The sequence below is a fragment of the Oceanimonas pelagia genome, assembly GCF_030849025.1.
GTDB classification, from domain to species: Bacteria; Pseudomonadota; Gammaproteobacteria; order Enterobacterales; family Aeromonadaceae; genus Oceanimonas; species Oceanimonas pelagia.
Window position 1 is genome coordinate 3,130,963 of sequence record NZ_CP118224.1, and the last position, 19,073, is coordinate 3,150,035.

Annotated in this window: 21 protein-coding genes; 8 read left to right on the forward strand and 13 right to left on the reverse strand. The window is 62.1% G+C overall.

All coding sequences use genetic code 11. The features are described from left to right. Position 1 precedes the first annotated feature (1 nt). Positions 2-430 (reverse strand): rhodanese-like domain-containing protein, encoded by a 429-nt coding sequence (locus PU634_RS14995; RefSeq protein ID WP_306761567.1) that lies wholly within the window; start codon positions 428-430, stop codon positions 2-4. A gap of 217 nt (positions 431-647) precedes the next feature. On the opposite strand from PU634_RS14995, the gene gpmM reads away from it, so the two are divergent. Both gpmM and envC read left to right on the forward strand, forming a co-directional pair. Then, a complete protein-coding gene (gpmM, locus tag PU634_RS15000; RefSeq protein WP_306761568.1) occupies positions 648-2,180 on the forward strand; it encodes a 2,3-bisphosphoglycerate-independent phosphoglycerate mutase in 1,533 nt (510 codons plus the stop codon). A 10-nt stretch (positions 2,181-2,190) separates the two neighbouring features. Beyond that, positions 2,191-3,417, forward strand: a complete 1,227-nt coding sequence (gene envC, locus PU634_RS15005) for a murein hydrolase activator EnvC (protein ID WP_306761569.1) — start codon at positions 2,191-2,193, stop codon at positions 3,415-3,417. A 10-nt stretch (positions 3,418-3,427) separates the two neighbouring features. Here envC and PU634_RS15010 read toward each other — a convergent pair whose 3' ends face one another. Together PU634_RS15010 and PU634_RS15015 are read right to left on the reverse strand one after the other, a co-directional pair. Further along, positions 3,428-3,679 carry a YkgJ family cysteine cluster protein gene (locus PU634_RS15010; protein WP_306761570.1) on the reverse strand — a complete coding sequence of 84 codons (252 nt, stop codon included), beginning with the start codon at positions 3,677-3,679 and terminating at the stop codon, positions 3,428-3,430. Further along, the gene (locus PU634_RS15015) at positions 3,679-4,251 is read right to left on the reverse strand and encodes a gamma-glutamylcyclotransferase (protein WP_306761571.1); all 573 of its coding nucleotides are present in this window, start codon (positions 4,249-4,251) and stop codon (positions 3,679-3,681) included. The genes PU634_RS15010 and PU634_RS15015 overlap by 1 nt, the downstream gene beginning before the upstream one ends. A 107-nt stretch (positions 4,252-4,358) precedes the next feature. On the opposite strand from PU634_RS15015, the gene PU634_RS15020 reads away from it, so the two are divergent. Then, positions 4,359-4,730, forward strand: coding sequence for a GNAT family N-acetyltransferase (locus PU634_RS15020; RefSeq protein ID WP_306761572.1), 372 nt, complete (start codon positions 4,359-4,361; stop codon positions 4,728-4,730). Positions 4,731-4,759: 29 nt separating this feature from the next. Next, on the forward strand, positions 4,760-6,136 hold the full coding sequence (locus PU634_RS15025; RefSeq protein WP_306761573.1) for a class II fumarate hydratase: 1,377 nt from the start codon (positions 4,760-4,762) through the stop codon (positions 6,134-6,136). Here PU634_RS15025 and PU634_RS15030 read toward each other — a convergent pair. The 7 genes from PU634_RS15030 to ftsY form a co-directional block, all read right to left on the reverse strand. Then, positions 6,133-7,476 (reverse strand): DASH family cryptochrome, encoded by a 1,344-nt coding sequence (locus PU634_RS15030; protein WP_306761574.1) that lies wholly within the window; start codon positions 7,474-7,476, stop codon positions 6,133-6,135. The genes PU634_RS15025 and PU634_RS15030 overlap by 4 nt on opposite strands. A gap of 71 nt (positions 7,477-7,547) precedes the next feature. Next, entirely contained in the window at positions 7,548-8,555 is a 1,008-nt protein-coding gene (gene glpX, locus PU634_RS15035; RefSeq protein WP_306761575.1) for a class II fructose-bisphosphatase, read from the reverse strand. 22 nt (positions 8,556-8,577) lie between these two features. Beyond that, positions 8,578-9,231 (reverse strand): carbonate dehydratase, encoded by a 654-nt coding sequence (gene can, locus PU634_RS15040; protein WP_306761576.1) that lies wholly within the window; start codon positions 9,229-9,231, stop codon positions 8,578-8,580. Between the two features lie 105 nt (positions 9,232-9,336). Next, a complete protein-coding gene (gene rpoH / locus PU634_RS15045) occupies positions 9,337-10,194 on the reverse strand; it encodes an RNA polymerase sigma factor RpoH (RefSeq protein ID WP_306763707.1) in 858 nt (285 codons plus the stop codon). 175 nt (positions 10,195-10,369) lie between these two features. Further along, complete coding sequence (gene ftsX / locus PU634_RS15050; RefSeq protein ID WP_306761577.1) at positions 10,370-11,320, reverse strand: permease-like cell division protein FtsX; 951 nt, start codon at positions 11,318-11,320, stop codon at positions 10,370-10,372. Further along, positions 11,317-11,982 (reverse strand): cell division ATP-binding protein FtsE, encoded by a 666-nt coding sequence (ftsE, locus tag PU634_RS15055; RefSeq protein WP_306761578.1) that lies wholly within the window; start codon positions 11,980-11,982, stop codon positions 11,317-11,319. Before ftsE ends, ftsX begins: the two co-directional genes overlap by 4 nt. Continuing rightward, positions 11,983-13,572, reverse strand: a complete 1,590-nt coding sequence (gene ftsY / locus PU634_RS15060) for a signal recognition particle-docking protein FtsY (RefSeq protein ID WP_306761579.1) — start codon at positions 13,570-13,572, stop codon at positions 11,983-11,985. A gap of 132 nt (positions 13,573-13,704) precedes the next feature. Between ftsY and rsmD the strand changes: the two genes are divergently transcribed. Beyond that, positions 13,705-14,304, forward strand: a complete 600-nt coding sequence (gene rsmD / locus PU634_RS15065; RefSeq protein WP_306761580.1) for a 16S rRNA (guanine(966)-N(2))-methyltransferase RsmD — start codon at positions 13,705-13,707, stop codon at positions 14,302-14,304. Continuing rightward, positions 14,301-14,585, forward strand: coding sequence for a DUF1145 domain-containing protein (locus PU634_RS15070; protein ID WP_306761581.1), 285 nt, complete (start codon positions 14,301-14,303; stop codon positions 14,583-14,585). The genes rsmD and PU634_RS15070 overlap by 4 nt, the downstream gene beginning before the upstream one ends. A 1-nt stretch (position 14,586) precedes the next feature. Here the strand turns inward: PU634_RS15070 and PU634_RS15075 are convergent, their stop codons facing one another. Next, on the reverse strand, positions 14,587-14,907 hold the full coding sequence (locus PU634_RS15075) for a putative signal transducing protein (RefSeq protein WP_306761582.1): 321 nt from the start codon (positions 14,905-14,907) through the stop codon (positions 14,587-14,589). Positions 14,908-15,494: 587 nt separating this feature from the next. Between PU634_RS15075 and PU634_RS15080 the strand changes: the two genes are divergently transcribed. Continuing rightward, a complete protein-coding gene (locus tag PU634_RS15080) occupies positions 15,495-16,352 on the forward strand; it encodes a sulfurtransferase (RefSeq protein ID WP_306761583.1) in 858 nt (285 codons plus the stop codon). A gap of 47 nt (positions 16,353-16,399) precedes the next feature. Here the strand turns inward: PU634_RS15080 and PU634_RS15085 are convergent, their stop codons facing one another. Together PU634_RS15085 and fabR are read right to left on the reverse strand one after the other, a co-directional pair. After that, a complete protein-coding gene (locus tag PU634_RS15085; protein ID WP_306761584.1) occupies positions 16,400-16,777 on the reverse strand; it encodes a YijD family membrane protein in 378 nt (125 codons plus the stop codon). Between the two features lie 23 nt (positions 16,778-16,800). Then, on the reverse strand, positions 16,801-17,412 hold the full coding sequence (fabR, locus tag PU634_RS15090; protein ID WP_306761585.1) for an HTH-type transcriptional repressor FabR: 612 nt from the start codon (positions 17,410-17,412) through the stop codon (positions 16,801-16,803). Between the two features lie 308 nt (positions 17,413-17,720). Between fabR and PU634_RS15095 the strand changes: the two genes are divergently transcribed. Then, complete coding sequence (locus PU634_RS15095) at positions 17,721-19,070, forward strand: sodium-dependent transporter (protein WP_306761586.1); 1,350 nt, start codon at positions 17,721-17,723, stop codon at positions 19,068-19,070. The last annotated feature ends 3 nt before the right edge of the window (positions 19,071-19,073 follow it).

Sequence of the window (19,073 nt, forward strand, 5' to 3'; positions counted from 1 at the left end):
ATTAGCGCTTGGTCACCGGCAGGTTCTGGGTTCGCCAGTCGGCCATGCCGCCGCGCAGGGTAAACACCTGGCCAAAACCGGCCTTGCTCAGCAACCGGCCGGCACTGGCGGTGGTCATGCCGCTTTCGCACACCAGCACCAGGGGCTTGTCCTTGTACTTCTCGATCAGATTCAGGTTGTTGGCCTTGAGCTGAGCGTGAGGCACGTTCACGGCACCGGCGATATGGCCCTTGCGGAATTCTTCCGCCGGGCGAATGTCGACCACGGCCGCATTCTGCTTGTTGATCAGCATGACCGCTTCCTGGGCCGGAACCACCTTCACCTTTGACAGGCGGGAAATAATCGAGGTGTATACCACCGCCGAGGCCAGGCCCAGCCAGACCATGGTCAGCAGCGGGTGCCGGGCGGCAAAATCAAGGTACTCTTGCATGATGTTACTTCTTGCGTATCGAAAGACGGAAAAGCCCGAGTATACATGGGGACTCGTCAAATAACAGCCGCCTTGGCCGCCCGCAGGGAGGCCCGGATCACCCTGTGGCAAATACCCCTGCCCCTTGTCTGGTGACCAATTCGGCAGTTGTAGTAATATGACACACAAGTTTCAGTTGCTCGCTTCAAGCTTTCAAATAACAACATAGGGTTACACCATGAACTCGACCAAAAAGCCCCTGGTACTGCTCATTCTCGACGGCTGGGGGTACAGCGAAAAAACCGAACACAACGCCATTCACACCGCCCGCACACCGGTGCTCGATGGCCTGATGAAAACCCGCCCTTCCACCCTGATCTCCACCTCCGGCCACGATGTGGGCCTGCCCGACGGCCAGATGGGCAACTCCGAAGTGGGCCATGTCAATATCGGCGCCGGCCGCATCGTTTATCAGGAGCTGACCCGCATCGGCAAGGCCATTGCCGACGGCGACTTCTTTACCAACCCGGCCCTGACCCAGGCCGTGGACGGCGCCGTGAGCAAGGGTCGCGCGGTGCACATCATGGGCCTGCTGTCGCCGGGTGGCGTGCACAGCCACGAAGATCACATTGCCGCCATTGTGGAGCTGGCCGCCCAGCGCGGTGCCGGTGAAATTTACCTGCACGCCTTTCTCGACGGCCGCGATGTGCCGCCCCGTTCTGCCCGGAGTTCACTCGAACGTTTTGACGGTTTGTTTACAAAATTGGGCAAGGGCCGGCTGGCCAGCGTGATCGGTCGCTACTACGCCATGGATCGCGACAACCGCTGGGAGCGGGTGCACACTGCCTACGACCTGCTGACCCGGGGCAAGGCCGGGTTCCATGCCGCTTCCGGCGTGGACGCACTGCAGGCCGCCTACGACCGGGGCGAGAACGATGAGTTCGTCAACGCCACCGTGGTGGGCGCGCCGGTCACCATGCAGGATGGCGACGCCGTCATCTTTATGAACTTCCGTGCCGACCGGGCCCGGGAGCTGACCCGCGCCTTTGTTGAAGACGACTTCGCCGGCTTTGAGCGCAGCCTGCGCCCGGCACTGACCGACTTCGTCATGCTCACCGAATACGCCGCCGACATTCACACCAGTTGCGCCTATCCGCCGGTGCGGCTGGAAAACACCCTTGGTGAATGGCTGGCGGATCACGGCAAGACCCAGCTGCGCATTTCGGAAACCGAGAAATACGCCCACGTCACCTTCTTCTTTAACGGCGGCATTGAGGCGTGCTTCAAGGGCGAGCAGCGCGAGCTTATCCCCAGCCCCAAGGTGGCCACCTACGATCTGCAGCCGGAAATGAGCGCCGGGCTGCTCACCGACAAGCTGGTGGAAGCCATTGAGAGCGGTGAGTTCGACGTGATTATCTGCAACTACCCCAACGGCGACATGGTGGGCCATACCGGCGTATTCGAGGCGGCGGTGAAAGCCTGCGAGGCGGTGGACCAGTCCATCGGCCGGGTGGTGGAGGCCCTGGCAAAGGTGGGCGGCGAAGCGCTGATCACCGCCGATCACGGCAACGCCGAACAAATGGTCAATCCGCAAACCGGCCAGGCCCACACCGCCCACACCAACCTGCCGGTGCCGCTGATTTACATCGGCCGCGATGCCACCCCGGTGGAAGGCGGCCGGCTGTCGGATCTGGCGCCCACCATGCTGAGCCTGATGGGGCTGGAAATCCCGCCGCAAATGACTGGCAAGCCTCTGATGGTTCTGAAATAATCACAGCCCTATGGGCGCACCAAGACTGATTGTTTCAATATTGCTGAGCACCGGCCTGATGGCCGGTGCTTGCGCATGGGCGGATGACAGCAAGGATCTGAACAACGTCAAGGGCCAGATCAACCGTCAACAGCAGGATATTCAGGCGCAGCAGCGAGAGCTGAAGGCCCTGCAGCAACAGCTGGCCAAGGACGAAAAGGCCATCTCCGCCCTGGCCCGGGAGCTGAACCAGACCCGGAACCGGCTGCAAGACAACGAGCGGGAGCTGGCCCGGCTCGAGCGGGAGCACCACTCCCTCAATCGCCAGGCCGACGAACAACGGCAGCAGCTGGCCACTCAGCTGCGCGCCGCCTATCAGAACGGCCGCCACGACTACCTCAAGCTGCTGCTCAACGGTCAGGACAGCAGCGACATCGATCGCCTGCTGCACTATTACGCCCACCTCAATCAGGCCCGGGCCGATGCCCTGCAACAACTCGCGGATATTCGCCGCCAGCTGGCCGACAACCGCCGCCGGGCCGAGCAGGGCCGGGCCCGGCTGAAGGAGCTGCTGGCGGGCCAGCAACAGCAACAGCAGTCGCTGCAGCAGCGCCAGAACGAGCGCAACCAGACCGCCAGGAAAATTAACGCGCAACTGGAGCAGGGCAACCGCCGGCTGGCCAACCTGCAACAGGCCGCCAGCCACCTGGAGCAACAGATCAAAATTGCCCGGGAGCGGGCCGAGCGGGAAGCACGGGAGCGTCAGGAACGAGAACGCCTTGAACGGGAGCGGCTGGCCGCGGCCCGCAACCAGGGCGGCCCGCCGGGGCACACGCCGGTAGTGGCCAAAACTCAGGGCAACTTTGGTGGCCTGGCCAAGGGCACCCTGCCCTGGCCGCTCAAGGGCACCCTGCTGCACCGGTTTGGTGCCGCCCGCACCAGCCAGCTTAACTGGAAGGGTCTGCTGATTGGCGCTCCCGCCGGGCGGGAAGTGAGTGCCGTGGCCAACGGCCAGGTGGTGTACGCCGACTGGCTCAACGGCTTTGGCATGGTGATGGTCATCGACCACGGCAAGGGCTATTTAAGCCTGTACGGCCACAACCAGTCTCTGCTGCTGGGCCCGGGTGACAAGGTAAAAGCCGGCCAGGCCATTGCCCTCAGCGGTGAAAGCGGCGGCCAGGACAAACCCGGCCTGTATTTCGAAATCCGCTACCGGGGTCAGGCCATCGATCCCCTGCCCTGGCTGCGCCGGGGCTAGGCTGCGCCACTCAGGCCGTGGCGGCCTCCAGCTCACCAATCAGCCAGAGCGCCTCTTCCCGGCTGCTGCCGCACACGTCGTCGGCGGGCCTGAAACGGGCGCACAGCGCCGGCCGCTCGGGCTGGCCGAACAGCGCGCAACGCATGTCTTCCAGCAGATGAGCACAGGGCACCCCCGCCGGCTTGCCATTTGGCATGCCCGGCAGCGGCGCACTGATGCTGGGGGCAATACAGCAGGCACCGCAGTTCGTCCGGCAATCCATCAGCACTCTCCTTCAACGGGCGGCAGCAGCGCCGCCAGCCCGGCCACATGCTCGTCGTACACGCCCTGGCGCGCCAGCGCCTCGGCCAGGTTGAGCAGGTATTCCCGGTTGCTGCCGCTGGGGCCATGGGCGCCGGCTATCTGCGCCGCCATTTCCGCCAGGGGCGCTTCCCCCAGAAAGGCGGCATTGTGCTCGGTGGCGAGGTAAATCAGTCCGTCTTCGGCACCGCCATCGTCAAACCGCACCGCCACCCGCGCCCGCAGATAGCCGTTCTTTTCCCGCAGATCGAGCTGGGCCAGCACGGCGGGCTCGATGCGGTAGGCCATGCCGTGGCACAGGGCCCCCGGCTGACGCACCAGGGTGGCCACCCGGCCCGGCGCCGCCGGCGTGCCGCGGTGATCGTGGGAGCCCTGCCAGAAACGGCGCGCCCAGCCGTGAATGCAGGCCGGACGACGTTCAATAAAGGCAAAGTCCGCCTTCCAGATAAGGGAGCCATAGCCGAACAGCCAGAAGCTGTCGTGCTCGTCAAAGTGGGTCATGGCGCGGTTCTGCGCCCGGGTGTCAAAGCTCATGAAGGTGATCACGGTGAAAAACACGGCGCCATAATGCCGCCGGACGACCCGTTTGTCGAACCGTGAGCGTGTTAGAATGGCCGTTTTTATGGCTAAGGAGCGGCATCATGCGCCTCACCGTACATCACCTCACTGAACTGCCCGAGCGCCACAGAGCCCACGCGGAGCTCATTCTGCAGGACCACCTCCTGCCCGAGGGCCAGCCCTTTCTGCTGGCCACCTTCAACGACCGCGCCGTGGCCCTGGCCTGGCGCCAGGGAGAACACATCGGCTTTTTCGCGGTGCGCGACCTCACCCGCCGCCGGGGCGTGGGCAGCGAGCTGCTGCGCCGGCTGAAAGAGGACGCCGTGGCCGCGGGCCTGACCCGGCTTGAGCTGGATCTGGCCCGGGCCCCTGCCGGCGAAGCGGCCGGACTGGCCGCCTTTTTCACCGCCCGCGGCTTTGAGCAGAAGGACGGAGTGCTAAGCTGTTCCCTGTAACCTGACGGTTAAAAACAGGGGGAACGGTAATGAAAACACGTATCGAACGGGACTCCATGGGCGAGATCGCGGTGCCGGAGCAGGCACTCTATGGCGCCCAGACCCAGCGCGCCATCAACAACTTCCCCATTTCGGGCCAACCCCTGCCGCCGGCCTTTATTCATGCAGTGGCGGCCATCAAGGCCGGCTGTGCCCATGCCAATGCCGAGCTGGGCCGGCTGGGACAGGACAAGGCCGATGCCATTGTGCAGGCCGCCCGCAGCGTGATGGCCGGCGAGCACGACGATGCCTTTCCGGTAGACGTGTTTCAGACCGGCTCGGGCACCAGCACCAACATGAACGTCAACGAGGTGCTGGCGCGGCTGGCCAGCCGGCATCTGGGCCAGCCGGTACACCCCAACGACGACGTCAACATGGGACAGAGCTCCAACGACGTGATCCCGTCGGCCATACATGTCAGCGCCGCCCTCGCCTGCAGCCGCGAGCTGTTGCCGGCCCTGTATCAGCTGGAGCAGACCCTGCTCGGCAAGGGCGAGCAATTGCGGCACAAGGTAAAAACCGGCCGCACGCATTTGATGGACGCCATGCCTCTGCGCCTTGATCAGGAGCTGGGCGGCTGGGCCACTCAGGTGCAGTATGGCCGCGACCGGTTGCAGGGCATGCAGAGCCGGCTGCAACAGCTGGCCCTGGGTGGCACCGCCATCGGCACCGGCATCAACGCCGATCCGCGTCAGGCCGGACTGGCCTGTGACTACCTCAACCGCCACACCGGGCTCGATTTCTGCCCGGCGGACGACTACTTCTACGCCCTGAGCTGTCAGGACACGGCGGTGGAGCTGTCGGGCCAGCTCAGGACCCTGGCGGTGGCACTGATGAAAATTGCCAACGATCTGCGCTGGATGAACTCGGGGCCGCTCACCGGCCTGGCGGAAATTCAGCTGCCGGCGTTGCAGCCAGGCTCCTCCATCATGCCCGGCAAGGTTAATCCGGTGGTGCCCGAGGCGGTGGCCATGGTGGCGGCCCAGGTGATCGGCCTGGATGCGGCCAACACGGTGGCGGGGCAATCGGGCAATTTTCAGCTCAACGTCATGCTGCCGCTGGTGGCCAGCAACCTGCTCACCATGATCACACTGCTGGCCAACAGCGCTCCCTTGCTGGCCAAAGCCATCGACGGCTTCACCCTCAACGAGGCGCACCTCAATGAAAATCTGGCCCGCAACCCCATACTGGTGACGGCGCTGAACCCGGTGATCGGCTATGCAAAAGCGGCGGACATCGCCAAAAAGGCCTATGCCGAATGCCGCCCCATTCTGGAGGTGGCCCTGGAAGAAACCGAGCTGTCGGAAGAAGAACTGCGCGAACTGCTGGACCCGGCCGCTCTGACCCGGGGCAGCCAGCAGAGCTAGGCCAGCGGCACCAGCGGCGCCGGGTAATCCAGCAATTGCTCACCGCGCTGGTGGCTTTCTACCTGCTCCAGGGTGACCGGGCCCAGCTCGGGCAGCCACTGGTGCAGGTGGATAAGCCCGGGATCATACTGGCGCCATTGCCGGTGCGGGTTGAACCGGCGCCCCTGGCACGGATCGTGGCCGGTGCCGGCGATATAGGCCCAGTTGCCCCAGTTGCTGGCCACGTCAAAGTCCACCAGATACCGCTCAAAAAAACGCGCGCCCAGCCGCCAGTCCAGCCCCAACTCGTGAATGAGGCAGCTGGCCAGGTTCTGCCGCAGACGGTTGGAGCAAAACCCGGTGGCCATCAGCTCCTTCAGGCCGGCGTCGATCATCGGCCAGCCGGTACGGGCATTACACCAGGCCTGCCAGTATGCGGCATTAAACTCGCCAGTCACCGCTCGGCCGGTAAGACCGCCAGCGGCAAACAACTGTCTGTCGTGTACCCGCAGCGACCAGTGAAAATACTCCCGCCACAGCAACTCAAAGCGCAGCCAGTAGCTGTGCTCGTCACTGCCCCAGTGCTGCTCGTACGCCAGAATTTGGTGCCACACGGTGCGGGGTGAGAGGCAGCCCCAGGCCAGGGCGGCGCTGAGATGGCTGGAGAAATAGCGGCCAGTCAGCTCGTTGCGGCTGGCCTTGTAATGGCTCAGGGCCCGTCGTTCAAACAGGTAATGCGTAAGCCAGCCTTGTGCCGCCGTTTCGCCTCCGTGCCAGGCGGGATGGACCGGCTCACCGGGCCACTTCGGCCAGCCAATGCCGGAGGTTAACGGACAGGTCGCCGCGCGCAGCCGGCCGAGATCCACGGCCGGTTGTGGTGCCGGCACCGGCCAGGCCGGTTTTTTCTCCACCTGTTGACGAAAGCCGGTAAAGCTGGCGGGAAACCTCTCACATAACGGCGCCACCTGCTGGGGCGCAAACAATGGCTGGGCCTCAAAGGTATGCAGGAGCACACCGGCGTCATGCAGCCGGGTCAGCCAGCCGGCCTCTTCCGGCGCCTGAGCGGCGTGGGTCACCAGCTCAAAGGGCTGGCGTTCGTGCCAGGCCAGCAGCAGCTCAGCCGGGTCACCTTGCAGCAGGGTAAGCGCAAACGGCGCCAGCCGCGCGCTCAAGTCGGTCAGCGCCTGCTGCAAATAGGCCGACCTGGCCGCGCCCAGCCGGTGCAGCCCGTACTCATCGGTTGTCCGCCAGTGCGCCGGCAGTATAAACACCGCCGCCGTCTGGCCCCGGTAATCCGCCAGGTGCTGCCAGCCGGCATTATCCTCCAGGCGCAGATCGTTGCGCAGCCACAGCAGCCGCATGGCTTGCTCCTCACAAAAAAGAACCCGGTACGCAGACCGGGTTCGAGCAGAGAGTCATTCAAAACAAGGCGTTACAGAATGATTTCCTGCAGCCTGGGATCCTTGCGCGACAGAATATGGGTGGAGCGAATGCGGCGCACGGTGCGCGACTTGCCGCGGATCACCAGGGTCTCGGTATGAGCATAGTTGCCGTCGCTGCTGATGCCTTCCAGCAGGTCCCCCTTGGTAATGCCGGTGGCGGAGAAGATGACGTTGTCGGTGCGGGCCATGTCTTCCAGTTTGAGCACGGCACCCACCTCGATGCCCATCTGCTTGCAGCGCTCGATCTCGGCCTGGCCGGCGGCCAGGTTTTCCTCGCTCGGTCCCTTCACCTCGTAACGGGGCAACAGGCGCGCCTGCATGTCGCCGTCCAGGGAGCGCACCACGGCGGCGGAGATGACCCCTTCGGGAGCGCCGCCCACACCGTAGAGCATGTCCACTTCGCTCTCGGGAATACAGGCCAGAATGGAGGCGGCCACGTCACCGTCGGGAATGGCGAACACCCGCACGCCCAGGGCCTGCATGGTCTTGATGGCCTTGTCGTGGCGCGGCTTGGCCAGGGTGATCACGGTAAAACGCGACAGCGGCTTGTTCAGCGCCCGGGCCACCGCCTTGATGTTCTGCTCGATGGACTTGTTGAGGTCGATGGCACCCTTGGCACCGGCACCGACAATGAGCTTTTCCATGTACATGTCGGGGGCGCGCAGAAAGGCGCCCTTTTCACCCACCGCCATCACCGCCAGGGCGTTGGACTGGCCCATGGCGGTCATGCGGGTGCCTTCGATGGGGTCCACGGCAATGTCCACTTCATCGCCGCCCTGGCCGACCTTTTCGCCGATGTAGAGCATGGGCGCCTCGTCAATCTCGCCCTCGCCGATCACCACTTCGCCGCTGATCTCGATTTCGTTCAGCACATGGCGCATGGCTGCCACGGCGGCGCCGTCGGCAATGTTTTTGTCGCCCCGGCCCAGCCACTTGTAGCCGGCCAGTGCGGCGGCTTCGGTCACACGGGAGAATTCGATGGCCAGTTCACGTCTCATGAAAGGTTTCCTACTGATTTTGTTATTTTTCGCCCAGAATGCGCTGGCGGAAAATGCGGTAAACGTCGGGAATTTGATCCATGCCGGTCACGCATACATCCAGATCGTGCAGGCGGCCGTCCTTGATGCCGTATACCCAGCCATGCACCGACAGGGGTTGCCCCTGCTTCCAGGCATTCTGCACTATGGTGGTGTGGCACAGATTGGCCACCTGTTCGACCACGTTCAGCTCGCACATGTAATCTTCCCGCGTCTGCTGATCCTCGATCGCGTTCAGCGCTTCCTCGTGCTTGTGGCAGATGTCCTTGATGTTGCGCAGCCAGTTGTCGATGAGCCCCAGCTCCTTGTTCTGCATGGCCGCCAACACACCGCCACAGCCATAGTGGCCACAGATAATGATGTGCTTCACCTTGAGCACTTCAACGGCATATTGTACCACCGACAGGCAGTTGAAGTCCGTATGCACCACCAGGTTGGCCACATTGCGGTGCACGAACACATCGCCGGGCAGCAGGCCGGTCAGCTGGTTGGCGGGCACCCGGCTGTCGGAACAGCCGATCCACAGGTATTCCGGCGCCTGCTGCAGCGACAGCTTTTCAAAGAACGCCGGATCTTCCGCCTTGATGCGTTCGGACCATTCCCGGTTGTTATCAAACAAATGCTTCAATATTTTCATGGTACTACCTGCCATGTTGTGATTCGGTATTTTTAAAATAGGCGGAAAAAAGGCCCCGCGAGGGGCCTTTTAAACACCGAAGAATGCCGCGAACATTCGCCGCGGTTATGCCTCCATGGCGGCCTTGAGCTTTTTCAGTGCGGTTTTCTCCAGCTGGCGAATACGCTCGGCGGACACGCCGTATTCGTCGGCCAGGCTCTGCAGCGTGGTCTTGTCGTCTTCCTCCAGCCAGCGCGCCTGAATAATGCGCTGGCTGCGCTCATCGAGGGCGTTCAGGGCGGCGCGCAGGCGACGGTTGGCGGTTTGCTCCCAGTTGGCTTCTTCCACCTGGGTGGCCACGTCGGAGCTTTTGTCTTCCAGGTAGTGCACCGGGGCAAAGCTGCCTTCGCGCTCGTCGTCGTCGGAGGCCAGGTCAAAGGCCTGATCCTGGGCACTCATGCGCGATTCCATCTCCAGCACTTCCGAGGGCGACACGCCCAGATCCTCGGCCACCCGGTTCACTTCCTGCTGGTTAAACCAGCCCAGGCGTTTCTTGGACTTGCGCAGGTTGAAGAACAGCTTGCGCTGGGCCTTGGTGGTGGCCACCTTGACCACGCGCCAGTTGCGCAGCACGTATTCGTGAATTTCGGCCTTGATCCAGTGCACCGCAAAAGACACCAGCCGCACACCCACGCCCGGGTCGAAACGCTTGACCGCCTTCATCAGGCCGATGTTGCCTTCCTGGATCAGATCCGCCTGGGGCAGGCCGTAGCCGGCATAACTCTTGGCAATGTGCACCACAAAACGCAGGTGCGACATCACCAGCTGACGCGCCGCGGCCAGATCGCCCTCATTCTGCAGGCGTTCGGCCAGGGACTTTTCTTCCTCCGCACTGAGCACGGGAATGGTGTTCACCGCCTGGATATAGGCCTCCAGGCTGCCCTGAGGCACCAGGGCAAAATGGCGCTGAAAATCTGTCGTCATCAAACTCGTGTTCATTACATGACTCCGTGTAAACGGCTTCGGTTGCCTGCTCTGCAATGACTGGGTCGATTCGGCCGGCGCATGCCAGCGAGCAAAATTTATGGATCCACCACCAAAAGTCAAGACAGGCACCGGGCTTTGCTGCACCCATAAGACCACAGTCCGGCGCCATGGTTCAAGCCGGCTCTATGGCCCTTATGTGACGGCGCACGGAAAAACCGGATGCCAGCAGGCTTAAAAAGGTCCCCGTCAGCACCAGCAGCAGGCTTTCGTTCAGCCCCAGCCCCAGCAATTCAAAGTCGCTCTGATACAGGGCCGCTAGGGCACTGACCTTGTGGCTGAGCCAAAACACCATGATCAGCGTGAGCCACCAGGCCAGCAGGCCGCCGATAATGCCGTACCACAGCCCCACGTAGAGAAAGGGCCGGTGAATAAAGCCGTCGGTGGCGCCCACCAGCTTCATGACCTCGATTTCGTAACGGCAGCTGAGAATATTCAGCCGCAGGGTATTGCTTACCACCAGCAGCACCCCGGCCAGCAACAGCACCGCCATGCCCACCACCGCCTGGCGCAGCAGTTCCACTATGCCCGACAGCCGGGCCAGCCAGGCCATGTCGAGACGGGCCGTGGCCACCAGCGGCTCGGCGTTCATATCGGCCAGCAGCAGCTCGGCCATGTCGGGCTGACGGCCGCTTTCCGACAGGTTCAGGATCAGCACCGCCGGCAGCGGGTTTTGCTCAAGCAGGTCCAGCGCCTCGGCAAAACCGGCGGCACCGCTGAAGTCCGCCAGCCCCTGCTCCGGGCTGATGTAGGTCACCTTGTCAATTTCACTCATGCCTTCCAGCCGGGTCTGCAACGCCTTTATCTGATCTTCACCGCTGTTTTGCTTGAGATAGAGGCTGATCTGCGCCTGGCTCTGCCAGAAGCTGCTCACCGACTCGGCGTTTTTCAGCAACACGTAGAAACTGGCCGGCAGTGCCAGACTCACACCCAGCACGGCAATGGTCATCAGTGAGCTGAGCGGCGTACGCCACAGCTCACCCAGGCTGGCAAACAACTGGCGCAGGTGATCCACCCAGTACATGGCCAGACGCTGGTGCCAGGCCAGCTTGTGGGTTCCGCTCATGCTTGCTCTTCCTCCTGCATGCGCCCGGCGTTCAGACGCAGGGTGCGGTAGCGCTGGGCATTGATGAGGCCGGTGTCGTGGGTGGCGATCAGCACGCTGACCCCCACCCGGTTGAAGGCTTCGAACAGCCGCAGAATGTCCATCGACAGTTCGGGATCCAGGTTGCCGGTGGGCTCATCCGCCAGCAACAGCAACGGCTTGTTGACAATGGCCCGGGCGATGCCCACCCGCTGCTGCTCGCCGCCGGAGAGCATGGGCGGAAAGTAACGATCCTTGCCGTGCAGGCCCACCTTGTCGAGGGCCGCCGACACCCGTCGCTGGATGTCGTGATGACTGTAGCCTTCAATCACCAGCGGCAGCGCCACGTTGTCGAACACGGTACGGCCGTTGATCAGGTGGTGATCCTGAAAAATCATGCCGATACGCCGGCGCACAAAGGGAATGTCCCTGCGGGCAATGCGGCTGACATTGCGGCCGTTGAAATAGACCTGGCCGTCGCTGGGCCGCTCCATCACGCTGATCAGCTTGAGCAGGGTGCTTTTACCGGCCCCGGAGTGGCCGGTAAGGTATGCCATTTCACCCTTCTCCAAATGAAAGCTGACTTTTTGCAGCGCCTGAAAGCCGCCGCTGTATACCTTGCTAACCTGCTCAAAGCGGATCATTTAGTCTTCCCGGCTGAAAAGCGCCTCGATAAATTCCGAGGCATTAAAGGGACGCAGATCGTCGATTTTTTCGCCCACGCCAATATAGCGAATGGGAATGCCAAACTTGTCGGCCACCGCGAAGATCACTCCGCCCTTGGCGGTGCCGTCCAGCTTGCTCAGGGTAATGCCGGTAATGGGCACGGCATCGTTGAAGATCCTGGCCTGGCTGAGGGCGTTCTGGCCGGTACCGGCGTCCAGGGTAAGCATGATTTCGTGGGGCGCCGCCGGGTCGATTTTCTGCATCACCCGCACGATTTTCTTCAGCTCTTCCATCAGGTGCGCCTTGTTCTGCAGGCGACCGGCGGTGTCGGCGATCAGCACATCCACCTTACGGGCTTTCGCGGCTTCCACCGCGTCATAAATCACCGAGGCGGCATCGGCACCGGTGTGCTGGGCGATCACCGGAATGTTGTTGCGCTCGCCCCACACCTGCAGTTGCTCCACCGCCGCGGCGCGGAAGGTATCGCCGGCGGCCAGCATCACCGACTTGCCCTCGGCCTGGAACTGGCGGGCCAGCTTGCCGATGGTGGTGGTCTTGCCCACGCCGTTGACGCCCACCATCAGAATGACGTAAGGCTTGTGCTCGCTGTCGATTACCAGCGGCTGTTCCACCTTGGCGAGAATGCTGCCCATTTCTTCCTTCAGCAGCTCATACAGGGCCTCGCCGTCCTTGAGCTGCTTGCGGCTGGCCTGGCTGGTGAGGTTGTCGATGATCGACATGGTGGTTTCCACCCCCAGATCGGCGGTGAGCAGCTGGGTTTCCAGCTCCTCGAACAGGTCGTCGTCAATCTTCTTGCCGCGGAACAGACCAAAGAAACCCGAGCCCAGATTTTGCCGGGTTTTCAGCAAACCTGCCTTGAGCCGGGCAAAAAAGCCTTTTTTCGGAGATTTTGCGGTCTCTTCAGCGGCCAGACGCGCCTGTTCTTCGGCCTCCCTGGCCAGGCGTTCCTGCTCGGCGACTTCCGCTTCCGCAGCCAGTCGTGCTTCTTCCTCTACCGCCTGCCGGGCTTCTTCCGCCGCTTGCGCTTCGGCCGCCAGCCGCGCTTCTTCCGCCGCCTTGGCCTCGGCCGCCAGCCGCGCTTCTTCCGCCGCTTGCGCTTCGGCCGCCAGCCGGGCTTCTTCCGCCGCTTGCGCTTCGGCCGCCAGCCGGGCCTCTTCCACCGCCTTCGCCTCGGCCGCCAGCCGGGCCTCTTCCGCCGCCTTCGCCTCGGCCGCCAGCCGGGCTTCTTCCGCCGCCTTCGCCTCGGCCGCCAGCCGGGCTTCTTCCACCGCCTTCGCTTCGGCCGCCAGACGAGCCTCTTCCGCCGCTTGCGCTTCGGCCGCCAGCCGGGCTTCTTCCGCCGCCTTCGCCTCGGCCGCCAGACGAGCCTCTTCCGCCCGCGCCCCGGCTTCCTGTTGTGCTAATTGCGCTTCAACTTCCGCACCATGACCGGCTTCCGCTTCCGACTCCACCGCATCCTGGGGGACTTGCTGTTCCTGTACCTCTTCCGGCTGCTCATCTTTCTTTTTGCCAAAGCCCAGCCAGGAGAAAAAACCTTTTTTCGCCATTATTGCCACTACTCGCTGTTGTTCGGGACGATTAGGACTGGCCGTCATTCGGCCGCTTCTTTAGAATATCCGTCCCTTAATGGGTGCAAAACCGCCTTATACTAGCACTTTATTGAAAGACGGCGAAACGAGATGGCAAAAGCAAAACCGGCAAAAAAACCCACTGCGGCCACGGGGCAGATACGGCTGATCGGCGGCCAGTGGCGTGGCCGAAAATTGCCGGTATTACACAGTGAAGGGCTCAGACCCACCACCGACAGAATCAAGGAAACCCTGTTCAACTGGCTGATGTTCGAGATTCGCGGCAGCCGTTGTCTGGATCTGTTTGCCGGCAGCGGCAGCCTGGGCTTTGAAGCCCTGTCCCGCCATGCCGCCGAGGTGGTAATGGTGGAAAAAGACACCACTGTGGCCGCCCAGCTCAAGCGCAACCTGGCTTCCCTGCCGGCGGCGCCGGGTACCGTCATTCAGGCCGACGCCGTGCAATATTTACAGCAAGCGGCCACGCCCTTTGATGTGGTATTTCTCGATCCCCCCTTTCACAAGGAACTGTTACCCCAGGTTTGTGAGCGGCTGGAACAAAACGGCTGGCTTGCCGAGAACGCCCTTATTTATATCGAGCGGGAACAGGGTCTGGCATTGCCCACCCTGCCCGACCACTGGTCTCTGCACAAAGACAAGCAGGCCGGCCAGGTCAGTTATCAACTCTATCAAAGGGAGCAAGTGAAAACATGAAGGTACTCAACCTGCTGATGCGGCTGGTGATGCTGGTATTCTGGGCCGGCATCATTTACGCCCTGATCGGCCCCGGCTTTGAGGAAGCCGGATCCATGCCGATGATCCTGGGCGCCGTGGTGCTGGTGATGCACGGCCTGCAAATGCTGATGCTGAAACAGGTGGCGAGCCTGCTGAACCCCAGTGTCGGGGACTATCTGGAAGTGCTGGTGTTCGGCTCCTTTGCCATGCACCGTCACCGCAACCGCCTGAAAGCGCTGAGCGAGCAGCAAAAGCGCTGAACTATGGCTTCGGATCTGCGGGTCCGGAGCCACACCGCCAGCAAATCTCAAAGCTGGCGTCGTTTTCCTCGCCGCACTGTCCGCAATGCCAGCTTCGCTTTTCCTTGCGCTGATAGCCCTGTAAAAACGTCCGCGCCCGCTGCCAGTCTTTTTCCTGTACCAGCAGGGTCACCTGAGCCACATCCATGGGCAGCTCACCCAGGGCACCCGACAAGGCTTCGCCTCGCAGTTGCACCGCCATGCCCCGGCTTTCCAGCGCGCCCTTGAGGGTGTGCGCCTCCAGGCTGTTGGCTGCTTCAAACACCGCTATCCAGTTGTTCATGCCTGCCTTCCGAACACGCGAATAGAAAAAGGGGGTGACATCATGTCACCCCCTTTTGGGTTGTCGTATGGTTAGTCCGTAAACCAAGTTGCTCCCTGCAATCCCTGACAATACCTTTTCCTTAAGGTGATCCTCTTACCGTTCCGTCGGCGCGTCCTTATGGTCATCCTGACCGCAGTTCATCCTGAGCTGCTTGACTGTCTCCGTCCTGGGAGGTGTCCCTTACCGCGTCCTGCGGGGTTCCTTTTGCCTTACCTGGCAGCCGGTCTGTCCTGACCCACTTCCTTGCTCCTTGCACCACTAACTATAGAGGACTTTGATTTTGCCTCAAGTCACCGAACGGCAAAAAACGCATGCCCACCACCGAGGATACCGACGCACAAAAAACACAACCATTTGTTTATAAAGAAAATTCAACAGAACGCCCACCATTATTCCGCAACCAAAATCGCCTTTTCCCACAGGCAAAGTGAGAGATCTCGCACACGCGGGCAGGGTGTTGTCGCCATGGCCCGCCACAGCCACAAAAAGGCTGGCGCGCCCGACGGCGCTTACTTAGGATAATCCTGTCTATCAAGGGAGGTTTTATGAACAAACTGGAATTACCGTCGCCACTGGTAACATCCCACTGGCTGGCTCAACACCTGAACCATCCCGGACTGGTGGTGCTGGACGCCAGCTGGCACATGCCCGCCAGCGGTCGCAGTGGTTTTGAGGAATGGCAGCGGCAACGCATTCCCAGTGCCCGCTATTTTGACTTTGACGGCCGCATCAAGGATCAGCGCGCCAGCCTGCCCCATATGCTGCCGGACGAAGACCTGTTTGCCCGCGAGGTGTCAGCCCTTGGCATCAGCAATCACCATAACATCGTGATCTACGACAGCCTGGGCATCTTTGCCGCCCCCCGGGCCTGGTGGATGTTCCGCGCCATGGGCCACGACAGAGTGGCCGTGCTCAACGGTGGCCTGCCCGCCTGGCAGGGTGCCGGTCAGCCCCTGGAACAGGGCCCGCCCGCCGCCGTGGTTCCCGGCCGCTTTACCGCCCGCCGTCAGCCCCGGTGGATTGCCGACGCCGCTATGGTTGAGCAAGCCCTGCAGAACAACGATTACCGGGTGCTGGATGCCCGCAGCCGCGAGCGCTTCAGCGGGGCCACCGCCGACCCCCGCCCCGGTGTGCGCCCCGGCCATATGCCCGGCGCCGTTTGTCTGCCCTTTAACGAGTTGCTGAAAGACGGCCACCTGCTGCCCGTTGAGCAACTGAGTACCGCCTTTGCGTCTCTGGTCAGCCCTGAGCAAAAGCTGATTTGCAGCTGCGGCTCGGGCGTCACCGCCGCCATTCTGGCGCTGGCCGCCGAGCGGGCCGGCTATCACCAGATTGCCGTGTACGACGGCTCCTGGGCCGAATGGGGCGGCGCTTCCCACCTGCCGGTGGAACAGAACCAGTAAACAAAAAACCCGCCGGTCGGCGGGTTTTCCATTTCACGGGCAGACGTTTACTTCTGCGCTTCGGCCTTGGGCGCCGGGCGTTCGGCCACCCCCATCTTGATGGCCAGCCAGATCACCAGCACCAGGGTAATCATCACCGACAGGTAGTTGGTGCCCATTTCCGGAAACTGGGTGCGCAAAAAGGCGGAATAGCCAAATACGCCGATCAGAAAACTCAGCAGGGCGCAGACCGGAGTGTCACCTTCCATGGGCGAGCTCAGATACTCCTGATACAGCATGTGGGCAGCCAGCACCAGCGAGATAATGGGGAAAATGGAAAACGCCAGTTCGCTCACACTGAGGGTGGCCAGGGTGGCGTTGCCACACAGACCCACCAGCAGTGCCAGCAAAATGGGTTTACGGCGAATATTCTTGTTTCCAGACATAGTGATCCTTCCTGATTTAAGGCCTAGAGCCGTTTTGCCTTGTTATATGCATCTGCGCCCTTGGCGATCATGCGCAGCTGCAGAATCATGCGCTCCGCCAGCACGGCACGCTCTTCCTCGTTCATGTCCAGCGCATCGGCGCCGGCACTGAATACCAGCGTGACCATGGCCTGGGCCTGGGCCTCGGCATAGTCGCGGCTGGTTTTCTGCTTCTCTTCCAGGTAGTCGGTCAGTTCGGCGGTAAAATGCTGAATTTCCCGGGCCACTGCCTGACGAAAAGCCGCAGAGGTGCCCGACCGCTCCCGCAACAACAGGCGGAACACGTCGGGACTGCTGTCGATAAACTCCATAAAGGTCTTTACCGAAATCTGAATCACACTGCCGCCGTCGGCAATGCGCTGGCGCGCCTGGCGCATCAGCTGGCGCAGGGTCAGACCACCTTCATCGACCAGGGTCAGCCCCAGCTCTTCCATGTCCTTGAAATGACGGTAGAAGGACGTTGGCGCCAGCCCGGCCTCCCGGGCCACCTCGCGCAGGCTGAGACTGGAAAAGCTGCGCTCGGCACTGAGCTGACGAAATGCGGCTTCCACCAGAGACCGCCGGGTCTTTTCTTTTTGTTGCGCGCGAACGCCCACGACACACCACGCTCAAAACTTTAATGGTCGAATCATACCTTGTTGTGCCGAACCGGTCAGCCCCGATTGGTCAATTTGTGATTGCCCGCAGAACCGGCCTCGAGCGAACCGAAAATGCCTGTGCTGAATGGCGCTCAATCGGCGCCGAACTTGCCCTATCTTTCGCTTAAATGTCCTCGGTTATCCCTATTGCCATCTGCACTCCCGGGTTTCCTTTGACAAAAACTCTGCAAAACTCCATAGTCTTCGCCATTTTCTATTGAAGCAAACTGTACAGTTAAATTTACATCCATCAGGAGCACGCGAACGTGAATGCAAGGGCGCAGTTCAGCAGCAAGCTGGGATTTGTCATGGCCGCCGCCGGCTCGGCCATCGGTGTCGGTAACATATGGGGCTTTCCTACGCAGGCGGCCAGCAACGGCGGTGGTGCCTTTCTGCTGGTGTATCTGCTGATGATAGCGCTGCTGGGCTATCCCATGCTGGTGGCCGAAATCACCATTGGCCGACACGGCCAGGCCGGCCCCTTTCACGCCCTGCAAAAACTCACCGGCAATCGCAGCGGCAGGGCCCTGGCCGGCCTGGTGGGGTTGGCGGCGGTGGTCACCGTCAGTCTGATCTTCACCTTTTACGCCATCGTCTCGGGCTGGTTTATCGCCTTTGCCCTGGAGCCGGCGGCGCAATTGCTGGGGCTGAACGCCGGGGCCGGCTGGCTGACCGCCTTTTCCACCTCGCGCAACCTGGTGTTTACCCTGATGTTCGCCCTGCTGAGCCTGTATGTGGTCAGCCGCGGCCTGGAACAGGGCATTGAAAAGTGGTCGAGCCGGCTGATGCCGCTGCTGCTGCTGATGCTGGTGGTGCTCACCGGCTACATGCTCACCCAGCCCGGCGCCGGCGAGGGCCTGAAGGCCTATCTGGTGCCCGACTTCTCCCGGGTACTGAACCGGGACGTGCTGATCGGCGCCCTGGGCCAGAGCTTTTTCTCCCTGTCGCTGGGCGCGGCGGTAATGATGCTGTATGGCTCCTACCTCAGCCGCCAGTCCAGCATTCCGGCGCTGGCGGCCCAGGTCACCCTGCTCGACACCAGCGTGGCCTTCCTCGCCGGCCTGCTGATTTTGCCGGCCATGTACGTGGCCCAGCACAACGGCGTGGCCATTTTCGCCGAGGACGGCAGCCTGCTGAGCTCAGACACCCTGGTGTTCTCGGTGCTTCCGGCGCTGTTTGAGACCATGGGCCAGGCCCAGTATCTGATCGCCTTTGCCTTTTTCGTGCTGATGATAGTGGCGGCGCTGACGTCTTCCATTTCCATGCTGGAGGCGCCGGTGTCGCTGGCCATGGAAAGCACCGGCATGTCGCGCATCAGGGCCACCTGGCTGATGACCGCCCTGTGCACCCTGGTCAGCGTGATCATCGTGTTCAATTTCGGCAGCCTGTTTGGCCTGGTGATCACCGCCACCACCCAGTATGCCCAGCCGCTGGTCAGCCTGTGCATCACCCTTTACGCCGGCTGGGTATGGCAGCGCAACAAGGTGCTGGCCGAGCTCAAGGCCGGCTGCCCCGAGGTAGAGCAGGACCTGTTCTGGAAGATCTGGCCCTGGTATGTGCGCTTTGTCTGCCCGGTGCTGGTGCTGGTGGTAATCATTCAGTCTATCGGCGGCTGAGCC

Coding starts and splice junctions, on each gene's coding strand:
- PU634_RS15020 (WP_306761572.1), top strand. CDS start 4,359: ATGCGCCTCACCGTACATCACCTCACTGAACTGCCCGAGCGCCACAGA.
- rsmD (WP_306761580.1), top strand. CDS start 13,705: ATGGCAAAAGCAAAACCGGCAAAAAAACCCACTGCGGCCACGGGGCAG.
- PU634_RS15070 (WP_306761581.1), top strand. CDS start 14,301: ATGAAGGTACTCAACCTGCTGATGCGGCTGGTGATGCTGGTATTCTGG.
- PU634_RS15015 (WP_306761571.1), bottom strand. CDS start 4,251: ATGAGCTTTGACACCCGGGCGCAGAACCGCGCCATGACCCACTTTGAC.
- PU634_RS15025 (WP_306761573.1), top strand. CDS start 4,760: ATGAAAACACGTATCGAACGGGACTCCATGGGCGAGATCGCGGTGCCG.
- PU634_RS14995 (WP_306761567.1), bottom strand. CDS start 430: ATGCAAGAGTACCTTGATTTTGCCGCCCGGCACCCGCTGCTGACCATG.
- PU634_RS15030 (WP_306761574.1), bottom strand. CDS start 7,476: ATGCGGCTGCTGTGGCTGCGCAACGATCTGCGCCTGGAGGATAATGCC.
- ftsY (WP_306761579.1), bottom strand. CDS start 13,572: ATGGCGAAAAAAGGTTTTTTCTCCTGGCTGGGCTTTGGCAAAAAGAAA.
- ftsX (WP_306761577.1), bottom strand. CDS start 11,320: ATGAGCGGAACCCACAAGCTGGCCTGGCACCAGCGTCTGGCCATGTAC.
- rpoH (WP_306763707.1), bottom strand. CDS start 10,194: ATGACGACAGATTTTCAGCGCCATTTTGCCCTGGTGCCTCAGGGCAGC.
- ftsE (WP_306761578.1), bottom strand. CDS start 11,982: ATGATCCGCTTTGAGCAGGTTAGCAAGGTATACAGCGGCGGCTTTCAG.
- PU634_RS15010 (WP_306761570.1), bottom strand. CDS start 3,679: ATGGATTGCCGGACGAACTGCGGTGCCTGCTGTATTGCCCCCAGCATC.
- gpmM (WP_306761568.1), top strand. CDS start 648: ATGAACTCGACCAAAAAGCCCCTGGTACTGCTCATTCTCGACGGCTGG.
- glpX (WP_306761575.1), bottom strand. CDS start 8,555: ATGAGACGTGAACTGGCCATCGAATTCTCCCGTGTGACCGAAGCCGCC.
- can (WP_306761576.1), bottom strand. CDS start 9,231: ATGAAAATATTGAAGCATTTGTTTGATAACAACCGGGAATGGTCCGAA.
- PU634_RS15080 (WP_306761583.1), top strand. CDS start 15,495: ATGAACAAACTGGAATTACCGTCGCCACTGGTAACATCCCACTGGCTG.
- envC (WP_306761569.1), top strand. CDS start 2,191: ATGGGCGCACCAAGACTGATTGTTTCAATATTGCTGAGCACCGGCCTG.
- PU634_RS15085 (WP_306761584.1), bottom strand. CDS start 16,777: ATGTCTGGAAACAAGAATATTCGCCGTAAACCCATTTTGCTGGCACTG.
- PU634_RS15075 (WP_306761582.1), bottom strand. CDS start 14,907: ATGAACAACTGGATAGCGGTGTTTGAAGCAGCCAACAGCCTGGAGGCG.